The sequence below is a fragment of the Roseomonas sp. CCTCC AB2023176 genome (genome assembly GCF_042259275.1).
In the GTDB taxonomy this organism is placed as follows: Bacteria; Pseudomonadota; Alphaproteobacteria; order Acetobacterales; family Acetobacteraceae; genus Roseomonas.
On the sequence record NZ_CP170086.1, the window covers coordinates 3602748 to 3618671 of the forward strand.

The 15924-nt window shown below is 71.3% G+C and carries 18 protein-coding genes; 13 read left to right on the forward strand and 5 right to left on the reverse strand.

The genetic code is table 11. The features are described from left to right. Positions 1-16 precede the first annotated feature (16 nt). From ACE7GA_RS18055 to ACE7GA_RS18085, 7 genes are all read left to right on the forward strand, one after another. Entirely contained in the window at positions 17-502 is a 486-nt protein-coding gene (locus ACE7GA_RS18055; RefSeq protein WP_376089490.1) for a MarR family winged helix-turn-helix transcriptional regulator, read from the forward strand. A 102-nt stretch (positions 503-604) separates the two neighbouring features. Then, on the forward strand, positions 605-1402 hold the full coding sequence (locus ACE7GA_RS18060; RefSeq protein WP_376089493.1) for a crotonase/enoyl-CoA hydratase family protein: 798 nt from the start codon (positions 605-607) through the stop codon (positions 1400-1402). 9 nt (positions 1403-1411) lie between these two features. Then, entirely contained in the window at positions 1412-1711 is a 300-nt protein-coding gene (locus ACE7GA_RS18065; RefSeq protein WP_376089496.1) for a hypothetical protein, read from the forward strand. Further along, on the forward strand, positions 1708-2658 hold the full coding sequence (locus ACE7GA_RS18070) for a 3-hydroxyacyl-CoA dehydrogenase NAD-binding domain-containing protein (RefSeq protein ID WP_376089499.1): 951 nt from the start codon (positions 1708-1710) through the stop codon (positions 2656-2658). Before ACE7GA_RS18065 ends, ACE7GA_RS18070 begins: the two co-directional genes overlap by 4 nt. 37 nt (positions 2659-2695) lie before the next feature. Next, a complete protein-coding gene (locus ACE7GA_RS18075) occupies positions 2696-4252 on the forward strand; it encodes a class I adenylate-forming enzyme family protein (RefSeq protein WP_376089502.1) in 1557 nt (518 codons plus the stop codon). Further along, on the forward strand, positions 4249-4668 hold the full coding sequence (locus ACE7GA_RS18080) for an acyl-CoA thioesterase (RefSeq protein ID WP_376089505.1): 420 nt from the start codon (positions 4249-4251) through the stop codon (positions 4666-4668). The genes ACE7GA_RS18075 and ACE7GA_RS18080 overlap by 4 nt, the downstream gene beginning before the upstream one ends. Before the next feature lie 108 nt (positions 4669-4776). Beyond that, complete coding sequence (locus tag ACE7GA_RS18085) at positions 4777-5703, forward strand: 3-keto-5-aminohexanoate cleavage protein (protein ID WP_376089508.1); 927 nt, start codon at positions 4777-4779, stop codon at positions 5701-5703. A 198-nt stretch (positions 5704-5901) separates the two neighbouring features. Here the strand turns inward: ACE7GA_RS18085 and ACE7GA_RS18090 are convergent, their stop codons facing one another. Then, positions 5902-6480, reverse strand: a complete 579-nt coding sequence (locus ACE7GA_RS18090) for a LysE family translocator (protein WP_376089511.1) — start codon at positions 6478-6480, stop codon at positions 5902-5904. 113 nt (positions 6481-6593) lie between these two features. Between ACE7GA_RS18090 and ettA the strand changes: the two genes are divergently transcribed. The 3 genes from ettA (at position 6594) to ACE7GA_RS18105 (ending at position 9299) form a co-directional block, all read left to right on the forward strand. Continuing rightward, positions 6594-8273 carry an energy-dependent translational throttle protein EttA gene (gene ettA, locus ACE7GA_RS18095; protein WP_376089514.1) on the forward strand — a complete coding sequence of 560 codons (1680 nt, stop codon included), beginning with the start codon at positions 6594-6596 and terminating at the stop codon, positions 8271-8273. 33 nt (positions 8274-8306) lie between these two features. Then, on the forward strand, positions 8307-8930 hold the full coding sequence (locus ACE7GA_RS18100) for a GNAT family N-acetyltransferase (protein WP_376089517.1): 624 nt from the start codon (positions 8307-8309) through the stop codon (positions 8928-8930). A gap of 69 nt (positions 8931-8999) precedes the next feature. Beyond that, positions 9000-9299 (forward strand): hypothetical protein, encoded by a 300-nt coding sequence (locus tag ACE7GA_RS18105; protein ID WP_376089520.1) that lies wholly within the window; start codon positions 9000-9002, stop codon positions 9297-9299. A gap of 6 nt (positions 9300-9305) precedes the next feature. Here the strand turns inward: ACE7GA_RS18105 and ACE7GA_RS18110 are convergent, their stop codons facing one another. Next, complete coding sequence (locus ACE7GA_RS18110) at positions 9306-9929, reverse strand: phospholipid-binding protein MlaC (RefSeq protein ID WP_376089523.1); 624 nt, start codon at positions 9927-9929, stop codon at positions 9306-9308. 104 nt (positions 9930-10033) lie between these two features. Continuing rightward, the gene (locus ACE7GA_RS18115) at positions 10034-10825 is read right to left on the reverse strand and encodes a VacJ family lipoprotein (RefSeq protein ID WP_376089526.1); all 792 of its coding nucleotides are present in this window, start codon (positions 10823-10825) and stop codon (positions 10034-10036) included. 170 nt (positions 10826-10995) lie between these two features. Here ACE7GA_RS18115 and metF point away from each other — a divergent pair, with 170 nt between their 5' ends. Together metF and ACE7GA_RS18125 are read left to right on the forward strand one after the other, a co-directional pair. Next, complete coding sequence (gene metF, locus ACE7GA_RS18120; protein ID WP_376089529.1) at positions 10996-11934, forward strand: methylenetetrahydrofolate reductase [NAD(P)H]; 939 nt, start codon at positions 10996-10998, stop codon at positions 11932-11934. 50 nt (positions 11935-11984) lie between these two features. Then, positions 11985-12731, forward strand: a complete 747-nt coding sequence (locus ACE7GA_RS18125; RefSeq protein ID WP_376089532.1) for a ZIP family metal transporter — start codon at positions 11985-11987, stop codon at positions 12729-12731. On the opposite strand, the gene ACE7GA_RS18130 is transcribed toward ACE7GA_RS18125, so the two are convergent. Then, positions 12732-13337: a hypothetical protein gene (locus ACE7GA_RS18130; RefSeq protein ID WP_376089535.1), complete on the reverse strand. Its 606-nt coding sequence runs from the start codon at positions 13335-13337 to the stop codon at positions 12732-12734. After that, entirely contained in the window at positions 13262-13654 is a 393-nt protein-coding gene (locus ACE7GA_RS18135) for a hypothetical protein (RefSeq protein ID WP_376089538.1), read from the reverse strand. The genes ACE7GA_RS18130 and ACE7GA_RS18135 overlap by 76 nt, the downstream gene beginning before the upstream one ends. A gap of 56 nt (positions 13655-13710) precedes the next feature. On the opposite strand from ACE7GA_RS18135, the gene ACE7GA_RS18140 reads away from it, so the two are divergent. Further along, the gene (locus ACE7GA_RS18140; RefSeq protein WP_376089541.1) at positions 13711-15921 is read left to right on the forward strand and encodes an ATP-dependent helicase; all 2211 of its coding nucleotides are present in this window, start codon (positions 13711-13713) and stop codon (positions 15919-15921) included. Positions 15922-15924 lie beyond the last annotated feature (3 nt).

Sequence of the window (15924 nt, forward strand, 5' to 3'; positions counted from 1 at the left end):
GCGTTATGCCCGGCGCATGCCCGCACCGCGCCGCAGCACGCCCGTCCGCCTCGTGCCAGAGGAAGGCCGCGCCGCCGGCGAACTCCGCTCGCCGCTGAACCACCGCCCCGCCTTCCTCGTCCGCCTCGCGCAGCTCCGGTCCTTCGACGAGTTCTACCGGCACTTCGCGGGGCTCGGCGTGACGCCGGCGTCCTTCTCCGTCTTCGCGATGATCGTGGCGAACCCGGGAATCCGCCCCGGCGCGCTGGCGGAGGACCTGCGGATCAAGCCGTCCAACGTAGCGGCGCTGGTGAACGACCTCGCCGCCGCCGGGCTGGTCGAGCGCACGCCGGACCAGCGCGAACTGCGCGCCAACCTGCTGCACGCGACGCGCAAGGGCAGGGCGGCCTGGGCGGAGATGGAGGCGGCGGCGGACGCCGTGGATGCCGGCTTCCTCGAGGGCCTGTCGGCCGAGGAGGGACGGACGCTGCTCGCGCTGCTGCGGAAGCTGCTGCATCGCTGAACCCTCCCCCGCGCGGCCCCCGGATTGGCCCTGGAAGTCCGCGCCCGATGGACTATTATGCTTCATAGATAAGTTTGCAAGCACGGCGTGGAGGGAGCGGCCATGGCGCCTGATGGAACCGGCGGGGCTCTCGTCACCTACGAGCTTCGCGACCGCGTCGCGCTGCTCGGCCTGAACCGCCCGGCCAAGCGCAACGCGATCAGCGAGGCGCTGTTCTCCGACCTTCTCGCCGGCGTACGACGCGCGCAGGGGGAGGCGAGGGCGCTCGTCATCCATGGCCACGGCCCCGGCTTCTCGGCGGGCCTCGACCTCTCGGAACAGCGGGTGCGCGACGCGGTTGAGGTCTTCCACCACTCCCGCGGCTGGCATGCGGCCTTCCAGCTGCTGCGCCGCGGCCCGATCCCGGTCATCGCCGCGCTGCACGGCGCGACAGTGGGCGGCGGGCTGGAACTCGCGGCCGCCTGCCATATCCGCGTCGCCGACGAGACCGCCTTCTTCGCCCTGCCAGAGGGCACGCGCGGCATCTATGTCGGCGGCGGCGCCTCGGTCCACGTCGCGCGGCTGCTGGGCGCGAGCCGGATGGCCGACATGATGCTGACGGGCCGCGTGCTCGACGCTGCCGCGGCGGAGCGTGCGGGCCTCGTCCAGTACCTCGTGCCCGCGGGCGACGCGCTGGCGAAGGCGGAGGAGATCGCGGCGAAGGTCGCGGACATGGCGCCGCTTACCGTCCTCGGCGTCCTCCAGGCGCTGCCGCGCATCCAGGACATGAGCGAGGATGACGGGCTGTTCGTGGAGAGCATGATGGCCGCGCTCGCCCAGACCGCGCCGGAAGCCGTGGCGCGCCTGACCGACTTCGTACAGGGCCGCGGTCCCAAGGTGACGCGCGGCGGGGACGGGTAGGGGCCGGCGATGGACGACGCGTCCACCCTCGCCCTGCTGCTCGACCGTGTCGTGGGCGGTCGGGCGTCCCGGCCGGACACGGAGACGACCGCGGCGATGTTGGCGCAGGCACGCCGCTTCGCGACCGGCGTGCTCGCCCCGCTCGCGCCGGGGGCGGACCGCATGGGCTGTAGTCTGCGCGACTGCGGTGTCGCGACGCCTCCGGGCTACCGCGACGGCTGGCGCGCCTACGCGAAAGCCGGCTGGGCCGGCCTGACCGCCCCCGAACCCGCCGCCCCCGAACCCGCCGCCACCGGAGTCGCCGCGTGATCGAGCAGCCTGTCCGCCGCATCGCCGTCATCGGCACCGGCCTCATCGGCGCATCCTGGGCGTTGCTCTTCCTCGCCCGCGGCCTGGACGTCGTCGCGACCGACCCGGCCCCTGGCGCGGAGGAGGCGACGCGCCGCGCCGTCGAGGCCGGTTGGTCCGCGATGGAGCGCCTGGGCCTGTCCGACCGCGCCAGCCCCGACCGCCTTCGCTTCGTCACGCGGCCCGAGGACGCCGCGGCCGCGGCCGACTTCGTGCAGGAGAACGGCCCCGAACGCCTGGACCTCAAGCGCGACCTCTTCGCCCGGATGGACGCGGCCGCGCCGGCGCACGTGATCCTGGCCAGCAGCACCTCGACCATCCAGGTGTCGCAGGTGCAGTCCGCCTGCCCCCGGCACCCGGGGCGCGTCCTGCTCGGCCACCCCTTCAACCCGCCGCACCTGATCCCGCTCGTCGAGGTCGCCGGCGGCGATGCGGGGACGGAAGAAGCAATCGAAGCCGCGATGTCCTTCTACCGAGCCGTCGGCAAGCACCCCATCCGTCTGCGGAAGGAGGTCCCCGGCCACGTCGCCAACCGCCTCCAGGCCGCGCTGTGGCAGGAGGCCTTCCACCTCGTGCAGTCCGGCGTGGTGAGCGTTGCCGACCTCGACGCCGCCATCGCGCACGGGCCGGGCCTGCGCTGGGCGCTACTCGGCCCGTTCCTGAACCTTCACCTGTCCGGCGGGCCCGGAGGCCTCGCCGCCCTCTTCGACAAGCCGCTCTGGGCCGCGACGCAGGCGCTGTGGCGCGACCTCGGCTCGGTCACCGTGAACCCGGCCCTGGCGCGCGAGGTCGCGGACGGCGTCGCCGCGGAACTCGGCGGGCAGGGAACCGACGGCATGGTCGCGGCGCGCGACGACGTGTTGCTGCAGCTGCTCGCCGCCAAGGCGGGCACTGCCGGCCTGCCGTGATGCGAGAGGGGACGCGAGAGGGGAGGGTGACCATCGCATGACTCTGGAACTGCCCCTGCACGGCGTCGGCGAGGCAAAGCCGCCGCTTCGCACGCTCATCGCGATGCTGGACCACGCCGCAGCCACGGCGCCGGACGTCGTCGCCTTCCGCCAACGCGACACTGTCCTGAGCTGGGCCGGCCTGGCGCGCGCCGCCGACGCCCTCGCCGCGCGGATCGCGGCGACCGTCGCGCCGGGGGAGGGGATCGGCCTCATCCTGCCGAACTCCGTCGCATTTCCGCTCGCCTACCTCGCCGCTCTCCGCGCCCTCTCGGTCCCCGCGCTGCTGAACCCCGCCTACCCGCCCGCGCTGCTGGAGGCGCTGCTGGCCGACGCGGCGGTCCGCGCGTTGGCCTGCGCCCCATCCCACGCTGCCGCCGCCGCGGAGATTGCGGACCGCCTCGGCCTCGCTCCCCCGATCGTGCTGGATGAGGCGGAGATCACGCGCCTCGCCGCGTCGCCCGACACCTGCGACCGTCCGCCGCCCGGGCCGGAGACGCCTGCCGCGATGCCGTTCAGCGGCGGCACCACCGGCCGCTCCAAGGGCATCGAGCACACGCATGAGCGCCTGATCGTCTCGACCCGCTGCATGGAATACCTCTGGCCCACGCGGAACACGGGCGAGGTCTTCCTTCCCGTCGCGCCCTTCACGCACATCTACGGCTTCCTGCAGGGCATCACCGTCCCGCTCTCGGCCCGCGGCACCTCCGTCATCCCCGAGCGCTTCAAGCCTGACGAGATCGTGGACCTCATGACGCGCCACCGCGTCACCTTCTTCGGCGGCGGCCCGCCCGCGATCTACGCGGGCGTCCTGTCGGCGGAGAACCTTGCCTCCGCCGACCTCTCGGCGCTGCGCGTCTGCCCCGCCGGTGGCGCACCCTTCGCGTTGGAGCTGATGGAACGCTGGCGCCGTGCCACCGGCCTGCCGATCCACGAGGGCTACGGCATGACGGAGATCGCGCCGATCAGCGGCGTGAACGACCGCACCGGCCTCCGCCCCGGTTCCGTCGGCCGCGCGCTGCCCTGCAACGTCGTCGAGGTCGTGGACCTGGAGACGGGTACGCGCATCCTCCCCGCCGGCGAGCGCGGCGAGGTCCGCGTGCGCGGCCCCCACCTGATGCAGGGCTACCGAAACCGCCCCGACGAAACCGCGGCAACGCTGCGCGACGGCTTCCTCTACACCGGCGATATCGGGCACATGGACGCGGAGGGCTTCGTCTTCATCACCGACCGAAAGAAGGACGTCGTCTTCGTCAAGGGCTTCAACGTCTTCCCGCGCGAGGTAGAGGAAGTCCTGCACGCCCATCCCGGCGTGAACGTCGCGGGCGTCGTCGGCGCAGCGGACGACCGGACCGGCGGCGAACGCCTCATCGCCTTCGTCGTCGCGATGGCCGGGGCGGCGGTGAAGGAGGCCGACCTCGCCGCGCACTGTGCCGCCCGCCTCGCACCCTACCAGTGCCCATCCGAGATCCGTCTGGTGGAGTCGCTCCCCATGACCGGCGCCCAGAAGCTCGACAGGCTCGCGCTCCGCCGCTCCGTCGCGATGCCGGCATGACGGACTTCGTACGGGCCATCCCCGTCCACTGGAACGACTGCGATCCCGCGCGCATCGTCTTCCACGCCCACTACTTCCGCTGGATGGATGAGGGCTTCCACGAGCTCGCCCGTGCCCGCGGCGCCGGCTTCGACGTGCTCGCCGCGTCCGATCCCGCCTTCCGCGGTTCCCCGCTCGTCAGCGTGCGCTGCGACTTCCGTGCCCCTGCCGAATACGGCGACACGATCGAGCACTGCATTGCGGCGCCCGATTTCGGCGCCGGCCGCTCCTTCCGCGTCCGCCACGCCTTCCGCCGCGGCGGCACGCTCCTTGCGGAGGGCGAGCAGATCCGTATCTGGGGCCTCGCCCGCCCGGACGGCACGGGGCTCCAGGCCGTCCCGGTCCCGCCCGACATCATGGCCCGGCTCCGCGGCTGACGCCACCGCGCGCCGCGTGGCAGGCTGACGCTACGGCAGCGCCGCCCGCCACCCGGGCGGCGTCCGAGACGAAGCCCGAGACGAAGCCCGAGACGAAGGAGGAAGCAAATGGCAGGCAACAAGGTCATCGTGACGATTGCGCCCACCGGCGGCATGGCCTTGCCGGGACAGAGCCCGCACGTCCCGCTGCAACCCGAAGACATCGCCCGCGACGTGTACAATTGCTACAACGCTGGTGCCAGCGTCGTCGCGATCCACGCCCGCCGCCCCGACGGCCTCGCGACCTGCGACGCGGGCATCTACCGCGACATCAACACCCGCATTCGCTCCCGCTGCGACATCGTCATCAACAACTCGACCGGCGGCGGCGTGCACGGCGACATGGTCGGCACGGGCAGCAACGGCTACCCGGAGATTCTCTGGGAGGAACGTGTCAAGGGCATGGAGGCCGGCGCCGAGATGTGCACGCTCGACGCCACGACGATCATCGCGAGCTATGGCGGGCAGGAACTGCTCATGCACACCTCCCCGTCCCGCTGCCGCGAGCTGGCCGTCGCCATGCGGGCGCGCGGGATCAAGCCGGAATGGGAGGTCTTCTCCCCCACCCACATCATCCAGGACGTCGCGACGCTCCTGGCCGAGGGGCTCGATGAGGACCCGCCCTACGTCAACATCGTCCTCGGCGTGCATCGCGGCTTCCAGGGAGCCATGCCCTATTCCCCCCGCGTCCTGCAGATGATGGTGGACCTGCTGCCGAAGGGCTGCATCTGGGGCGTGTCGGGAATCGGTCCCGCGCAGCTCCCGGCCGCCATGAACGCCCTGCTGCTCGGCGGTCACGTCCGCGTCGGGCTGGAGGACAACCTCTACTACCGCCAGGGCGAGCTTGCGACGAACGTGCAGCTGACCGAACGGGTCGTCCGCCTCGTCCGCGAGATGGGCTTCGAGCCCGCGACGGCCGCCGAGGCGCGGGAGATCCTCGGCCTGCCGCTGAAGTCGGCCCCCGTCCGGCCCGACTTCGCGGTTCATCACGCCTGACGCGAGCCACCTGGCCGGGGGCCCGGGGTGAAGCCGGGTCCGCGACGCCGGAGCGCCGGTCCCCCTGTCCGCTGCCCCGAACCGCCGCGGTGACGAGCAGGCGCCATGTCGAACAGGCGCGGCATCCGCCGGCCGCCGCGGGTCATCAACTCGGCGTGAATCGGCGCGCCGGATGCCCGCAACGACCCGCGGACGGGGTCAGTGCACCAGCGGCCCGACGAGGAGGAAGGCGGCGAAGCCCATCACCGCCGCCGCCCCGACCCGCGGGACCAGCCGCGCCCGCCCGGTCGCGGCCGCCGCCTGCCCGAGAGCTGCCCCGAGGGCGATCCAGGCGAACGCTACCGTCGCGAGCATCGCCAGGAACCCCGCGAAATAGGCCGGCCAGTTCGCTGCGCCGAAGGGCACCACGCCCAGGGCAAAGACGATCGCCTTCGGGTTCAGCAGCGTCGTCACGAAGACCTGCGCCGGGGTCACGGTCCGCGCCCCCTGCGTGAAGCTCGCCCCGCGCTGCCACAGCTGCACTGCCAGCAGGACGAGGTAGGCCCCGACCACCAGCCGCAGTGCCAGCGCCGCCCAGGGTACGCCCGAGATGACCGGGGCCAGCACCAGCCCGATCGTCAGGATCGAAATGGAGTAGCCGCAGGCCTCCCCGACCATCAGCGGCAGGGACCGGCGGACCCCCATGCTCGCGCCGCCGGTGGCCAGCAGCGTATTGGTCGGCCCGGGCGTGCCGAGGATGAACAGCACGGTCAGGACGAAGACGGCGGGATCGGTCATGCGCGTTGCATAGCCGCCCGGCGGGGCGCGTGAACAGGCGAAAGGTTGGCGACCCCGGCCGCCGGGGCTAGAAGGCCGCAACCCCCGAACGCTGTCTGTACCCGGAGCCCGGAATGCCTGCCTGGCAATACGTCTACGTCATGAAGGACCTCACCAAGTCCTATCCGGGCGGTCGCGAGATCTTCAAGGGCATCACGCTGTCCTTCCTCCCCAACGCGAAGATCGGCGTGCTCGGCCCCAACGGCGCCGGCAAGTCCACGCTGATGCGCATCATGTCGGGGCAGGACAGGGAATACGGCGGCGAGGCCTGGGTCGCCGAGGGCGCCACCGTCGGATACCTGTCGCAGGAACCCTGGCTCGACCCCGCCAAGACCGTCGGCGAGAACGTGCGCGACGCCTTCGGCACGCTGACGCAGGACCTTGAGCGCTTCAACGAGATCTCGATGAAGTTCGGCGAGGAGATGTCGGACGACGAGATGAACACGCTGCTGGCCGAGCAGGCCGAGTTGCAGGAGCGCATCGATGCCGCCAATGGCTGGGACCTCGACCGCCAGGTGGACATCGCTCTCGACGCCCTGCGCTGCCCGCCCGCGGAATCCGCGGTGACGCATCTCTCGGGCGGGGAGCGGCGTCGCGTCGCGCTCTGCAAGCTGCTGCTGGAAAAGCCCGACCTGCTGCTGCTGGACGAGCCGACGAACCACCTGGACGCGGAGAGCGTGTCCTGGCTGGAAAAGACGCTGCGCGACTATGAGGGCGCGGTGCTCGTCGTGACCCACGACCGCTACTTCCTCGACAACGTCACGAACTGGATCCTGGAAGTCGATCGCGGGCGCGGCATCCCCTACGAGGGCAACTATTCCGCCTACCTGGAGAAGAAGCGCAAGCGTCTGGCGCAGGAGGAGAAGGAGGAGAGCACCCGTCAGCGGCAGTTGGCCGAGGAGCAGGAATGGATCGGCCGCAGCCCGGCCGCGCGCCAGGCGAAGAGCAAGGCCCGTATCCAGGCCTATGAGGAACTGCTGGTGAAGTCGCTGGACAAGGCGCCCGACCCCACGGAGATCCAGATTCCGCCGGCGCCGCGCCTAGGCAACACCGTCATCGTCGCAGACGCCATCCGCAAGGCCTACGGCAACCGCCTGCTGATCGACGACCTGTCCTTCAAGCTGCCGCCTGGCGGCATCGTCGGCGTGATCGGGCCGAACGGCGCGGGCAAGACCACGCTGTTCAAGATGATCACGGGCCGCGAGCACCCGGACGCCGGCACCATGACGGTCGGCGATTCCGTGGACCTCGGCTACGTGGACCAGTCCCGCGACACGCTGAACGACAAGAACACGGTGTGGCAGGAAATCTCCGGCGGGATGGAACTGATCACCATGGGCAAGCGGCAGGTCCCCAGCCGCGCCTATTGCGCCGCCTTCAACTTCAAGGGCGGCGACCAGCAGAAGCCGGTTGGCGTGCTCTCCGGCGGTGAGCGCAACCGCGTGCATCTGGCGAAGATGCTGAAGGTGCCGCACAACGTCCTGCTCCTCGATGAGCCGACGAACGACCTCGACGTGGACACGCTCCGCGCGCTGGAGGAGGCGCTGACGGACTTCGCGGGCTGCGCCGTCATCATCTCGCACGACCGCTGGTTCCTCGACCGCCTCGCGACCCACATCCTGGCGTTCGAGGGCGACAGCCACGTCGAGTGGTTCGAGGGCAACTACCAGGCCTACGAGGCGGACAAGCGCCGACGCCTAGGCGTCGCGGCCGACCAGCCGCACCGGATCAAGTACCGGCCGCTGACGCGGTGAGCGTCACCGCCGAAGCTCCCCGGTAGGGTCGCGATGGCCGACGAGGAGCCGAAGCCGCCCACCGCGCCGCCGGCTGACTTCTCGGCGCTGGGCGCCGCGCTCCGCCGTTACGCGGCGGAGCGACGGGAAAGGCACTCCATGCCCGCCCTCCGCAACGCGCGGATCGTGCGGACGGATCGGCTCACGCTGCTGCCTGTCGGGCGCGAATACCTGCCCGACCTCGTCCGCCTGAAGGGGGATGAACGGGTCTTCGGCAGCATGCTCCACGGCGTCCGCACCCCCACCCGCACGCGGGAGGAGCTGGAGGACGACATCGATTTCTGGGCCGTCCGCGGCTACGGCACCTGGACCGTGCACGTGACGGAAAGCGGCGAGTTCCTCGGCATCGTCGGGCTGATGGAACGTCCGGACGGCCGCGGCGTCGCGCTGCGCTACGCCCTCTGGCCCGAATGTCGCGGCAAGGGCTTCGCGCGCGAGGCCGCGGCGGCCGCGCTCCGCTTCGGCCATGCGGCGGGCGTGGCGCGGATCGTCGGGATCGCGCGGGAGACGAACGGGTCCTCCCGCGCCGTCATGCGCGACATCGGCATGACCGAATGCGGCGAATTCCGGAACGGGAGTCACCGCATGGTGATCTACGAGAGCCTGGCGCCGGCCTGACTGCTCCCGCCCCCAACCACCGCTGGCCGCGCCGCGTTAGGTCTGCGCCATCACCGGAGGAATCGCGGCATGACCCGGTCCGCCCTCGCGCTCATCCTGCTCGCCTCGGCCACGCCCGCCCTCGCCCAGCCCGGCCCGACGACCACCGCACCTGCCCCCGGGACATCCAGTGCCGTCCCGGAACGGGTGGAGCCCGCCCCGAGCACCGGCGACAGGACCGCCAGCGGCATCCCGCGCAGCGGCGTGATCACGCCGCCCGCCACGCCCCGGATGCCTCAGGCCGACGTCCCGGACGAGACGCCGAACTCCACACCGGTGATTACTCCCCCGGGCACGCCGGGCGGCAACACCACGGTCCAGCCCCGATAGTGCGCCTCAGCTCCGCTCGCGCGCCGCGAGCTGGGCGACCTGGCTCCGCATCGCGTCCAGAAGCGCGGACACGCGCCCGCCGTTCCGCGACACGACCGCCGCATACTCGCTCCGCGTCGTGAGGCGGAGCGAGGTGCCTTCCGCGATCACGTCCACGACCCTCGGCTGCCCGCCCACGTCGGCCACCCGCCAGTCCAGTGAGAAGGCCGCCGTGTTCGGCCGCTCGATCACGGTGTTGACGAGGGTATCGTCCTCCGTCCGCTGCTGCGCGCGCCCGAGCGAGAAGCGCACGCCCTGGTATTCGCCGAACCGCGCGGAGAGGTTGCGGATCAGCGTCTCCTCGAAGAGCCGCATGTACTGCTGCTGCTCGTCAGCCGTCGCCGTGCGCCAGTAGCGGCCGAGGATGAAGCGGCCGACGCCCTCCACGTCCACGGCCCGCCGCAGGACCGCCGCAACCTGGGCCCGCCGCTGGGCCACGCCGCCGGCGCCATTGATGGCGGAGACCAGTTCCTGCCCCGTCGCCTGGATGAAGGCCGTTGCCCGCGCCGGATCCACGGCCTGCGCGCCCGCAGGCGCGATGCTCGTCATCGGGAGGGCCGCCGCGGCGAGGAGGAGTGCGCGTCGTTGCATGGTCAGGTCTTCCGTATCCGTCCGGCCCGGCAGGTAGTGTGGGCGCGGTGGCGTCTCAACGCCCCGCCCAGGCTTCCGTTACCGCGCCCCGCCTGCCGGGTCGCCTACCGCGTCGGGGCGAGGCCGAAGCCGCTGCCCAGTCCGCCGCCGGACTGTGGCACCGCCTCCGGCGTATTCGCGATGTCGCGCGCCCGACGCTGGCGGTAGCCCGACCGGATCGTCGCGTAGGGATCCAGGCTGGACCGCTGCACGTCGTCCGTCGTGTCCAGCAGGCCCTCCCGCGTGTCCACGACGGTCGCGCCGCCGCGGACATAGGACCAGGTGTTCGCGACCTGCGAGTTGCCGAAGGTCAGCCAGGTCAGCGGATCGGCCAGGATGCCCGCCACGAAGCCGACGATGTCGCGCGGGTTGCTCGGCCCGATCAGCGGCAGGAACAGGTACGGCCCTTCGCCTACGCCATACACGGCGAGGGTCTGCCCGAAATCCTCGGTGTGAGGCGGCAGGCCGAGTTCCTTCGCCACGTCGAAGATCCCGCCCACGCCCAGCGTCGTGTTGAGGAGGAAGCGCCCGAGCGTGTTGCCGAAGCGCTGCGTCTCCCCCTGCAGCGCGTCATTCACGAGGATGACCGGCGAGCGCAGGTTGGACAGCACGTTCCGCACGCCCGTGCGCACCGGCGCCGGCACGACGGCGCGGTAGCCCTGCGCGACGGGGCGCAGCACGGCGCGGTCGATCGCGTCGTTCACGTCGTACATCGCGCGGTTGAAGGGCTCGGCGGGGTCGTTGTTCGCCTCGAACTCGGCGACGGCCTCCCGGTCATCCGCCGGGGGGCGCGTGGCACAGCCGCTGACCGTCAACACGGTGAGCAGCGCGAAAGTCAGCAGGCGGAGCGGGCGCATCGCGTCTCGAATCAATGATCTGCCGGGGGCCTTACCATCGCGGGCGGGGGTGGGGGAACGCTGGTTACGTGCTGAAATGGTACGATCCCGGTCCGAAGGGGACAAGGCCGCGTGATCCAGCCCCGAGATCGCCGTTCCGCAGGCGCCGGGATGCGGCTAGAACCCCCGGCATGAACGAGCTGACACCCCCGAAGACGCTTCAGGCTTGGCTCTCCGGCCCCCGGATCGACGCCCTGCCGTCCCTGACGGCCATGCCCGCCCCGGCCCTGTCCTTCGAATTCTTCCCGCCGAAGAACGACACCCTGGAAGCCCAGCTCTGGACCTGCGTGCAGCGCCTGGCGCCGCTGCGGCCGCGCTTCGTCTCGGTCACCTATGGGGCCGGCGGCTCCACCCAGGCCCGCACCCACGCGACGGTGACCCGCATCTTGAACGAGACGTCGCTCACCCCCGCCGCGCACCTGACCTGCGTCGGCGCCTCCCGCGGGGAGGTGGACGACGTCGCGCGGCAATACTGGGACGCCGGCGTCCGCCACATCGTCGCGCTGCGCGGGGACGCCCCCGCCGGCGGCGACTACGTCCCGTACCCTGGGGGCTACGCCTACGCCGCCGACCTCGTCGAAGGCCTGCGCCGGATCGGCGAGTTCGAGATTTCCGTCGCGGCCTACCCGGAGACGCATCCGACGGCGGTCTCGGCCGACCACGACCTCGATAATCTCAAGCGCAAGATCGACGCCGGCGCGACCCGCGCGATCACGCAGTACTTCTTTGAAGCCGAGACCTTCCTGCGCTTCATCGACCGCGCCCATGCCGCGGGCATCACGGTCCCGATCGTCCCGGGCATCCTTCCGGTCTCCAACTTCGCCCAGGTGCGCAAGTTCTCCGCCATGTGCGGCGCTGGCGTGCCGTCCTGGATGGCAACGCTGTTCGACGGCCTGGACGACGATGCGGAAACCCGCCGCATGGTCGCCGCCGTCGTCGCGGCGGAACAGGTCCGGCTCCTTCAGGCCAACGGCGTGGACGAGTTCCACTTCTACACGCTGAACCGTCCCGACCTCACCTACGCCATCGCCCACCTGCTCGGCGCGCGGCCAGAGCGCGCGCCGGCGTAACCGCCCCGCGCCGCCCGCGTTCCCGCTAGGAGAACGACGGGAGGCGCAGCGTGCCGGTCGCCATCCAGGCTGGCCTCTGGGGCCTGCTTTCCGGCTCGGCGCTGGTGATCGGCGCCGCGATCGCCTGGTTCACCCGCCTGCCGCCCCGCCTCGTCGCGGCTATCATGGCCTTCGGCTCAGGGGTACTGATCTCCGCCCTTTCCTTCGACCTGATGCAGGAGGCGCAGGAGCGCGGCGGCTTCGGCTGGACCGCGGCGGGGTTCGTCGCGGGCGCGGCCGCCTACACGCTCGCGAACCTCGCGGTGTCCCGCTACGGCGCGAAGCACCGCAAGCGCTCCGGCGACCATCAGTCGGAGGAAGGCGGCAGCGGCCTCGCCATCGCCGTCGGGGCGCTGCTGGACGGAATCCCCGAATCCGTCGTGATCGGGGTATCCCTGCTGAGCGGGGAGGGTGTCTCCCTCGTCGCGGTCATCGCGATCTTCCTGTCGAACCTTCCGGAAGGCCTCTCGAGCGCCGCGGGCATGCGCAAGGCCGGCCGCTCCGCCGCCTACGTCTTCGGCGTCTGGGGCGGAATCGCCCTGGCGTCGGGGCTGGCGGCGCTGCTGGGCGCCGCGGCCATGGCCGGCGCCGGACCGGGGGCGATCGCCTTCGTCACCGCCGTCGCCGCCGGCGCCATCCTTGCCATGCTCACCGACACGATGATCCCCGAGGCCTTCGAGACCGCGCGCGACTACGCCGGCCTCATCACCGCGGCCGGCTTCCTCGCGGCCTTCGTCCTCAGCAAGCTCGGCCGCTGATCAGCGCAGGCGCGCATAGACCGGCCGCAACAGGAACGGCGAGAGAAACAGCGGGAACTGGCACAGCGCGAAGAACAGCAGCACCCGGCTGTCGGTCGTCTCCGGCAGCACTGCCAGGTACAGCGCCATGTTCCGGTTTCCCGACAGCAACCCTGCCGAGAGCCCCAGCCGCCGTCCCGCGGGCAGGAAGGCCGCCGCCGTCGCCGCGTTCAGCCCGAAGGACCCCGCGAAGGCCAGCGCGATCCCGCCGAGCACGAAGCCCGGATCGCGCAGCAGCAGCGCCAGCACCCCGTCCATCACCCCGAAGCCGTAGAGGACGACGAGCAGCACGACCGCCCCATCCACCGCCGGCCCCCAGGCCGCCAGCCGCGCCGGCCCCGCCCAGCGCCGGATCAGCACCGACAAGACCAGCGGCAGCCCCACTACCAGCGCCAGCCGCGCGGACAGCGCCGCGACGGAGATGGACAGGTCCACCCCCAGCAGCCCGAGCGCCAGCGGCGGCGCGGTGAAGGGCACGAGCAGCGTCGAGATCACCGCGACGACGAGCGACACTTCCCCGTCCAGCCCCACCAGCCGCGCGAAGGCGGGGAGGACGTTGCCGCACACCCCGTCGCCATGATGACGAGCGCCGCCCCGAGCGGCCCGTCCAGCCCCGTCAGCCGCGCGACCGCCCAGGCCAGCACCGGGCAGACCAGCAGCAGCCATCCCAGCAGCGCCGCCACCAGCACGGGGCGCCGCAGGTAGCCCAGCACCTGGGCCGGATCCACGCGCAGCAGCACGAGCGTCATCAGCAGGAAGACCACGGGCGTCACCACGTCCCGAAGTGCGGCGGCCAGCGGCGGCGTCAGCAGGCCCGCGAAGATCCCCACGGCCAACAGCAGGCTGCCCCGCCGTCCCGACCATTCCAGGGCCTGCCGAATCACGCGTGACGCCCCGACTGTGGTTGGCCCCGTTCGCGCCCCGTTCTATAGCCCGCGGGGTGGAAGCCCAACCCCCCGCGACGGCCCCCGAGGACTACCTCGCCAAGCTGAACCCCGAGCAGCGCGCCGCCGTCGAAACGGTGGACGGACCGCTGCTCGTGCTCGCCGGCGCGGGCACGGGCAAGACGCGCGTGCTCACGACGCGCTTCGCCCATATCCTGATGACGCGCCGCGCCTTCCCCAATCAGGTCCTCGCCGTCACCTTCACGAACAAGGCGGCGCGGGAGATGCGGGACCGCGTCTCCGCCATCCTCGGCCGTCCCGCCGAGGGCCTTTGGCTCGGCACCTTCCATGCTCTCTGCGCGCGGATGCTGCGGCGCCACGCGGAGTATGTGGGCCTGACCTCGTCCTTCACGATCCTCGACACGGACGATCAGAACCGGCTGTTGAAGCAAGTGATGGACGCGGCCGCGGTGGACCTGAAGCGCTGGCCGGCCCAGGGCCTGATGGCTGTCATCCAGCGCTGGAAGGACCGCGGCCTGACCCCCGCCCGCGTCACGCCAGCCGAGGAGAACGACTACGCCCATGGCCGGGCCCGCGCGCTGTATGAACAGTACCAGGAACGCCTGAAGCAGTTGAACTGCGCCGATTTCGGCGACCTCCTGCTGCACATGACGGAGATCCTGCGCACGCAGGAGGCCGTATTGGCCCAGTACCACCGCATGTTCCGCTACATCCTCGTCGACGAATACCAGGACACGAACACGGTGCAGTACCTCTGGCTGCGCCTGCTGGCCCAGGCCCATCGCAACATCTGCTGCGTGGGGGACGACGACCAATCCATCTATTCGTGGCGCGGCGCCGAGATCGAGAACATCCTGCGCTTCGAGAAGGACTTCCCGGGCGCCACGATCGTCCGCCTGGAATCCAACTACCGGTCGACCCATCCGATCCTCGCCGCGGCATCGCACCTCATCGCGAAGAACGAAGGCCGCCTCGGGAAAACGCTCCGCTCCGGCCGCAACGACGCCGAGGGCGAAAAGGTCGCCGTCGTCTCCCTCTGGGACTCCGAAGAGGAAGCCCGCATGGTCGGTGAGCGCATCGAGCAGGCGCAGCGCCGGAAGACCCCGCTGTCGGAGGTCGCGATCCTCGTCCGCGCCTCCTTCCAGACTCGCTCCTTCGAGGAACGCCTCATCACCCTCGGCGTGCCCTACCGTGTCGTCGGCGGCCTGAAGTTCTACGAGCGCGCGGAAATCCGCGATGCCATGGCCTACATGCGCATCCTGCAGCAGCCCGCCGACGACCTGGCCTTCGAGCGTATCGCCAACGTCCCGAAGCGCGGCCTGGGCGACGGTGGCATGCAGGCCATGCACCGGGCCGCACGGGAACAATCCGTCCCGCTCGCCATCGCCGCCGAACGCCTCGCGCAGACAGAAGCCCTCCGCCCCCGCCCGCGCGCCGCGATGCGCGAGCTGTTCCAGGGCTTCACCCGCTGGCGCAACGTCCTGGCGAAGGAGGGCCACGTCGTCGCCGTCGCCACGATGCTCGACGAGTCCGGCTACACGGAGATGTGGCGCCAGGACAAGTCACCTGAAGCTCCGGGGCGCCTGGAGAACCTGAAGGAACTCGTCCGCGCCGTCGGCGAGTTCGAGACGCTCGGCGGCTTCCTCGAACACGTCGCCCTCGTCATGGAGACCGACGAGGCCGCGGAAGCTGAGCGCGTTTCGCTCATGACGCTCCACGCCGCGAAGGGCCTGGAATTCGACCTCGTCTTCCTCCCCGGCTGGGAAGAAGGCCTCTTCCCCCACCAGCGCGCGCTGGACGAGGGCGGCACCAAGTCGCTGGAGGAGGAGCGGCGCCTGGCCTATGTGGGCATCACCCGCGCACGCAAGATGGCCGTGATCTCCCACGCCGCGAACCGCCGCGTGTACGGCAACTGGTCCGTCGCCATCCCCTCACGCTTCCTCGACGAGCTGCCCGACGCGCATGTCACGCGCGAAGGCAACACGCGCCCGCGCCTCGCCGATATCCCCAGCGTCTTCTCCGGCAGCAGCCCCTTCATGTCGCGTGCCCCGCGCGTGATCGAGGCCGGGTCCTGGGAGGTAAAGGAACGCCCGGCGCGCGCCGACAGCATCGCCGTGGGCACCCGCGTCTTTCACCAGAAGTTCGGCTACGGCCGCGTCACCTTGGTAGAGGACGACAAGCTCGAGGTGGACTTCGAGAAGGCGGGACAGAAGCGCGTGCTCGACCGCTTCGTGGAGAAGGCGTGATGG

Bases quoted from the DNA above. Each gene is read 5' to 3' on its own strand.
- ACE7GA_RS18055 (WP_376089490.1), top strand. From the start codon at position 17: ATGCCCGCACCGCGCCGCAGCACGCCCGTCCGCCTCGTGCCAGAGGAA.
- ACE7GA_RS18060 (WP_376089493.1), top strand. From the start codon at position 605: ATGGCGCCTGATGGAACCGGCGGGGCTCTCGTCACCTACGAGCTTCGC.
- ACE7GA_RS18065 (WP_376089496.1), top strand. From the start codon at position 1,412: ATGGACGACGCGTCCACCCTCGCCCTGCTGCTCGACCGTGTCGTGGGC.
- ACE7GA_RS18075 (WP_376089502.1), top strand. From the start codon at position 2,696: ATGACTCTGGAACTGCCCCTGCACGGCGTCGGCGAGGCAAAGCCGCCG.
- ACE7GA_RS18080 (WP_376089505.1), top strand. From the start codon at position 4,249: ATGACGGACTTCGTACGGGCCATCCCCGTCCACTGGAACGACTGCGAT.
- ACE7GA_RS18085 (WP_376089508.1), top strand. From the start codon at position 4,777: ATGGCAGGCAACAAGGTCATCGTGACGATTGCGCCCACCGGCGGCATG.
- ACE7GA_RS18090 (WP_376089511.1), bottom strand. From the start codon at position 6,480: ATGACCGATCCCGCCGTCTTCGTCCTGACCGTGCTGTTCATCCTCGGC.
- ettA (WP_376089514.1), top strand. From the start codon at position 6,594: ATGCCTGCCTGGCAATACGTCTACGTCATGAAGGACCTCACCAAGTCC.
- ACE7GA_RS18100 (WP_376089517.1), top strand. From the start codon at position 8,307: ATGGCCGACGAGGAGCCGAAGCCGCCCACCGCGCCGCCGGCTGACTTC.
- ACE7GA_RS18105 (WP_376089520.1), top strand. From the start codon at position 9,000: ATGACCCGGTCCGCCCTCGCGCTCATCCTGCTCGCCTCGGCCACGCCC.
- ACE7GA_RS18110 (WP_376089523.1), bottom strand. From the start codon at position 9,929: ATGCAACGACGCGCACTCCTCCTCGCCGCGGCGGCCCTCCCGATGACG.
- ACE7GA_RS18115 (WP_376089526.1), bottom strand. From the start codon at position 10,825: ATGCGCCCGCTCCGCCTGCTGACTTTCGCGCTGCTCACCGTGTTGACG.
- metF (WP_376089529.1), top strand. From the start codon at position 10,996: ATGAACGAGCTGACACCCCCGAAGACGCTTCAGGCTTGGCTCTCCGGC.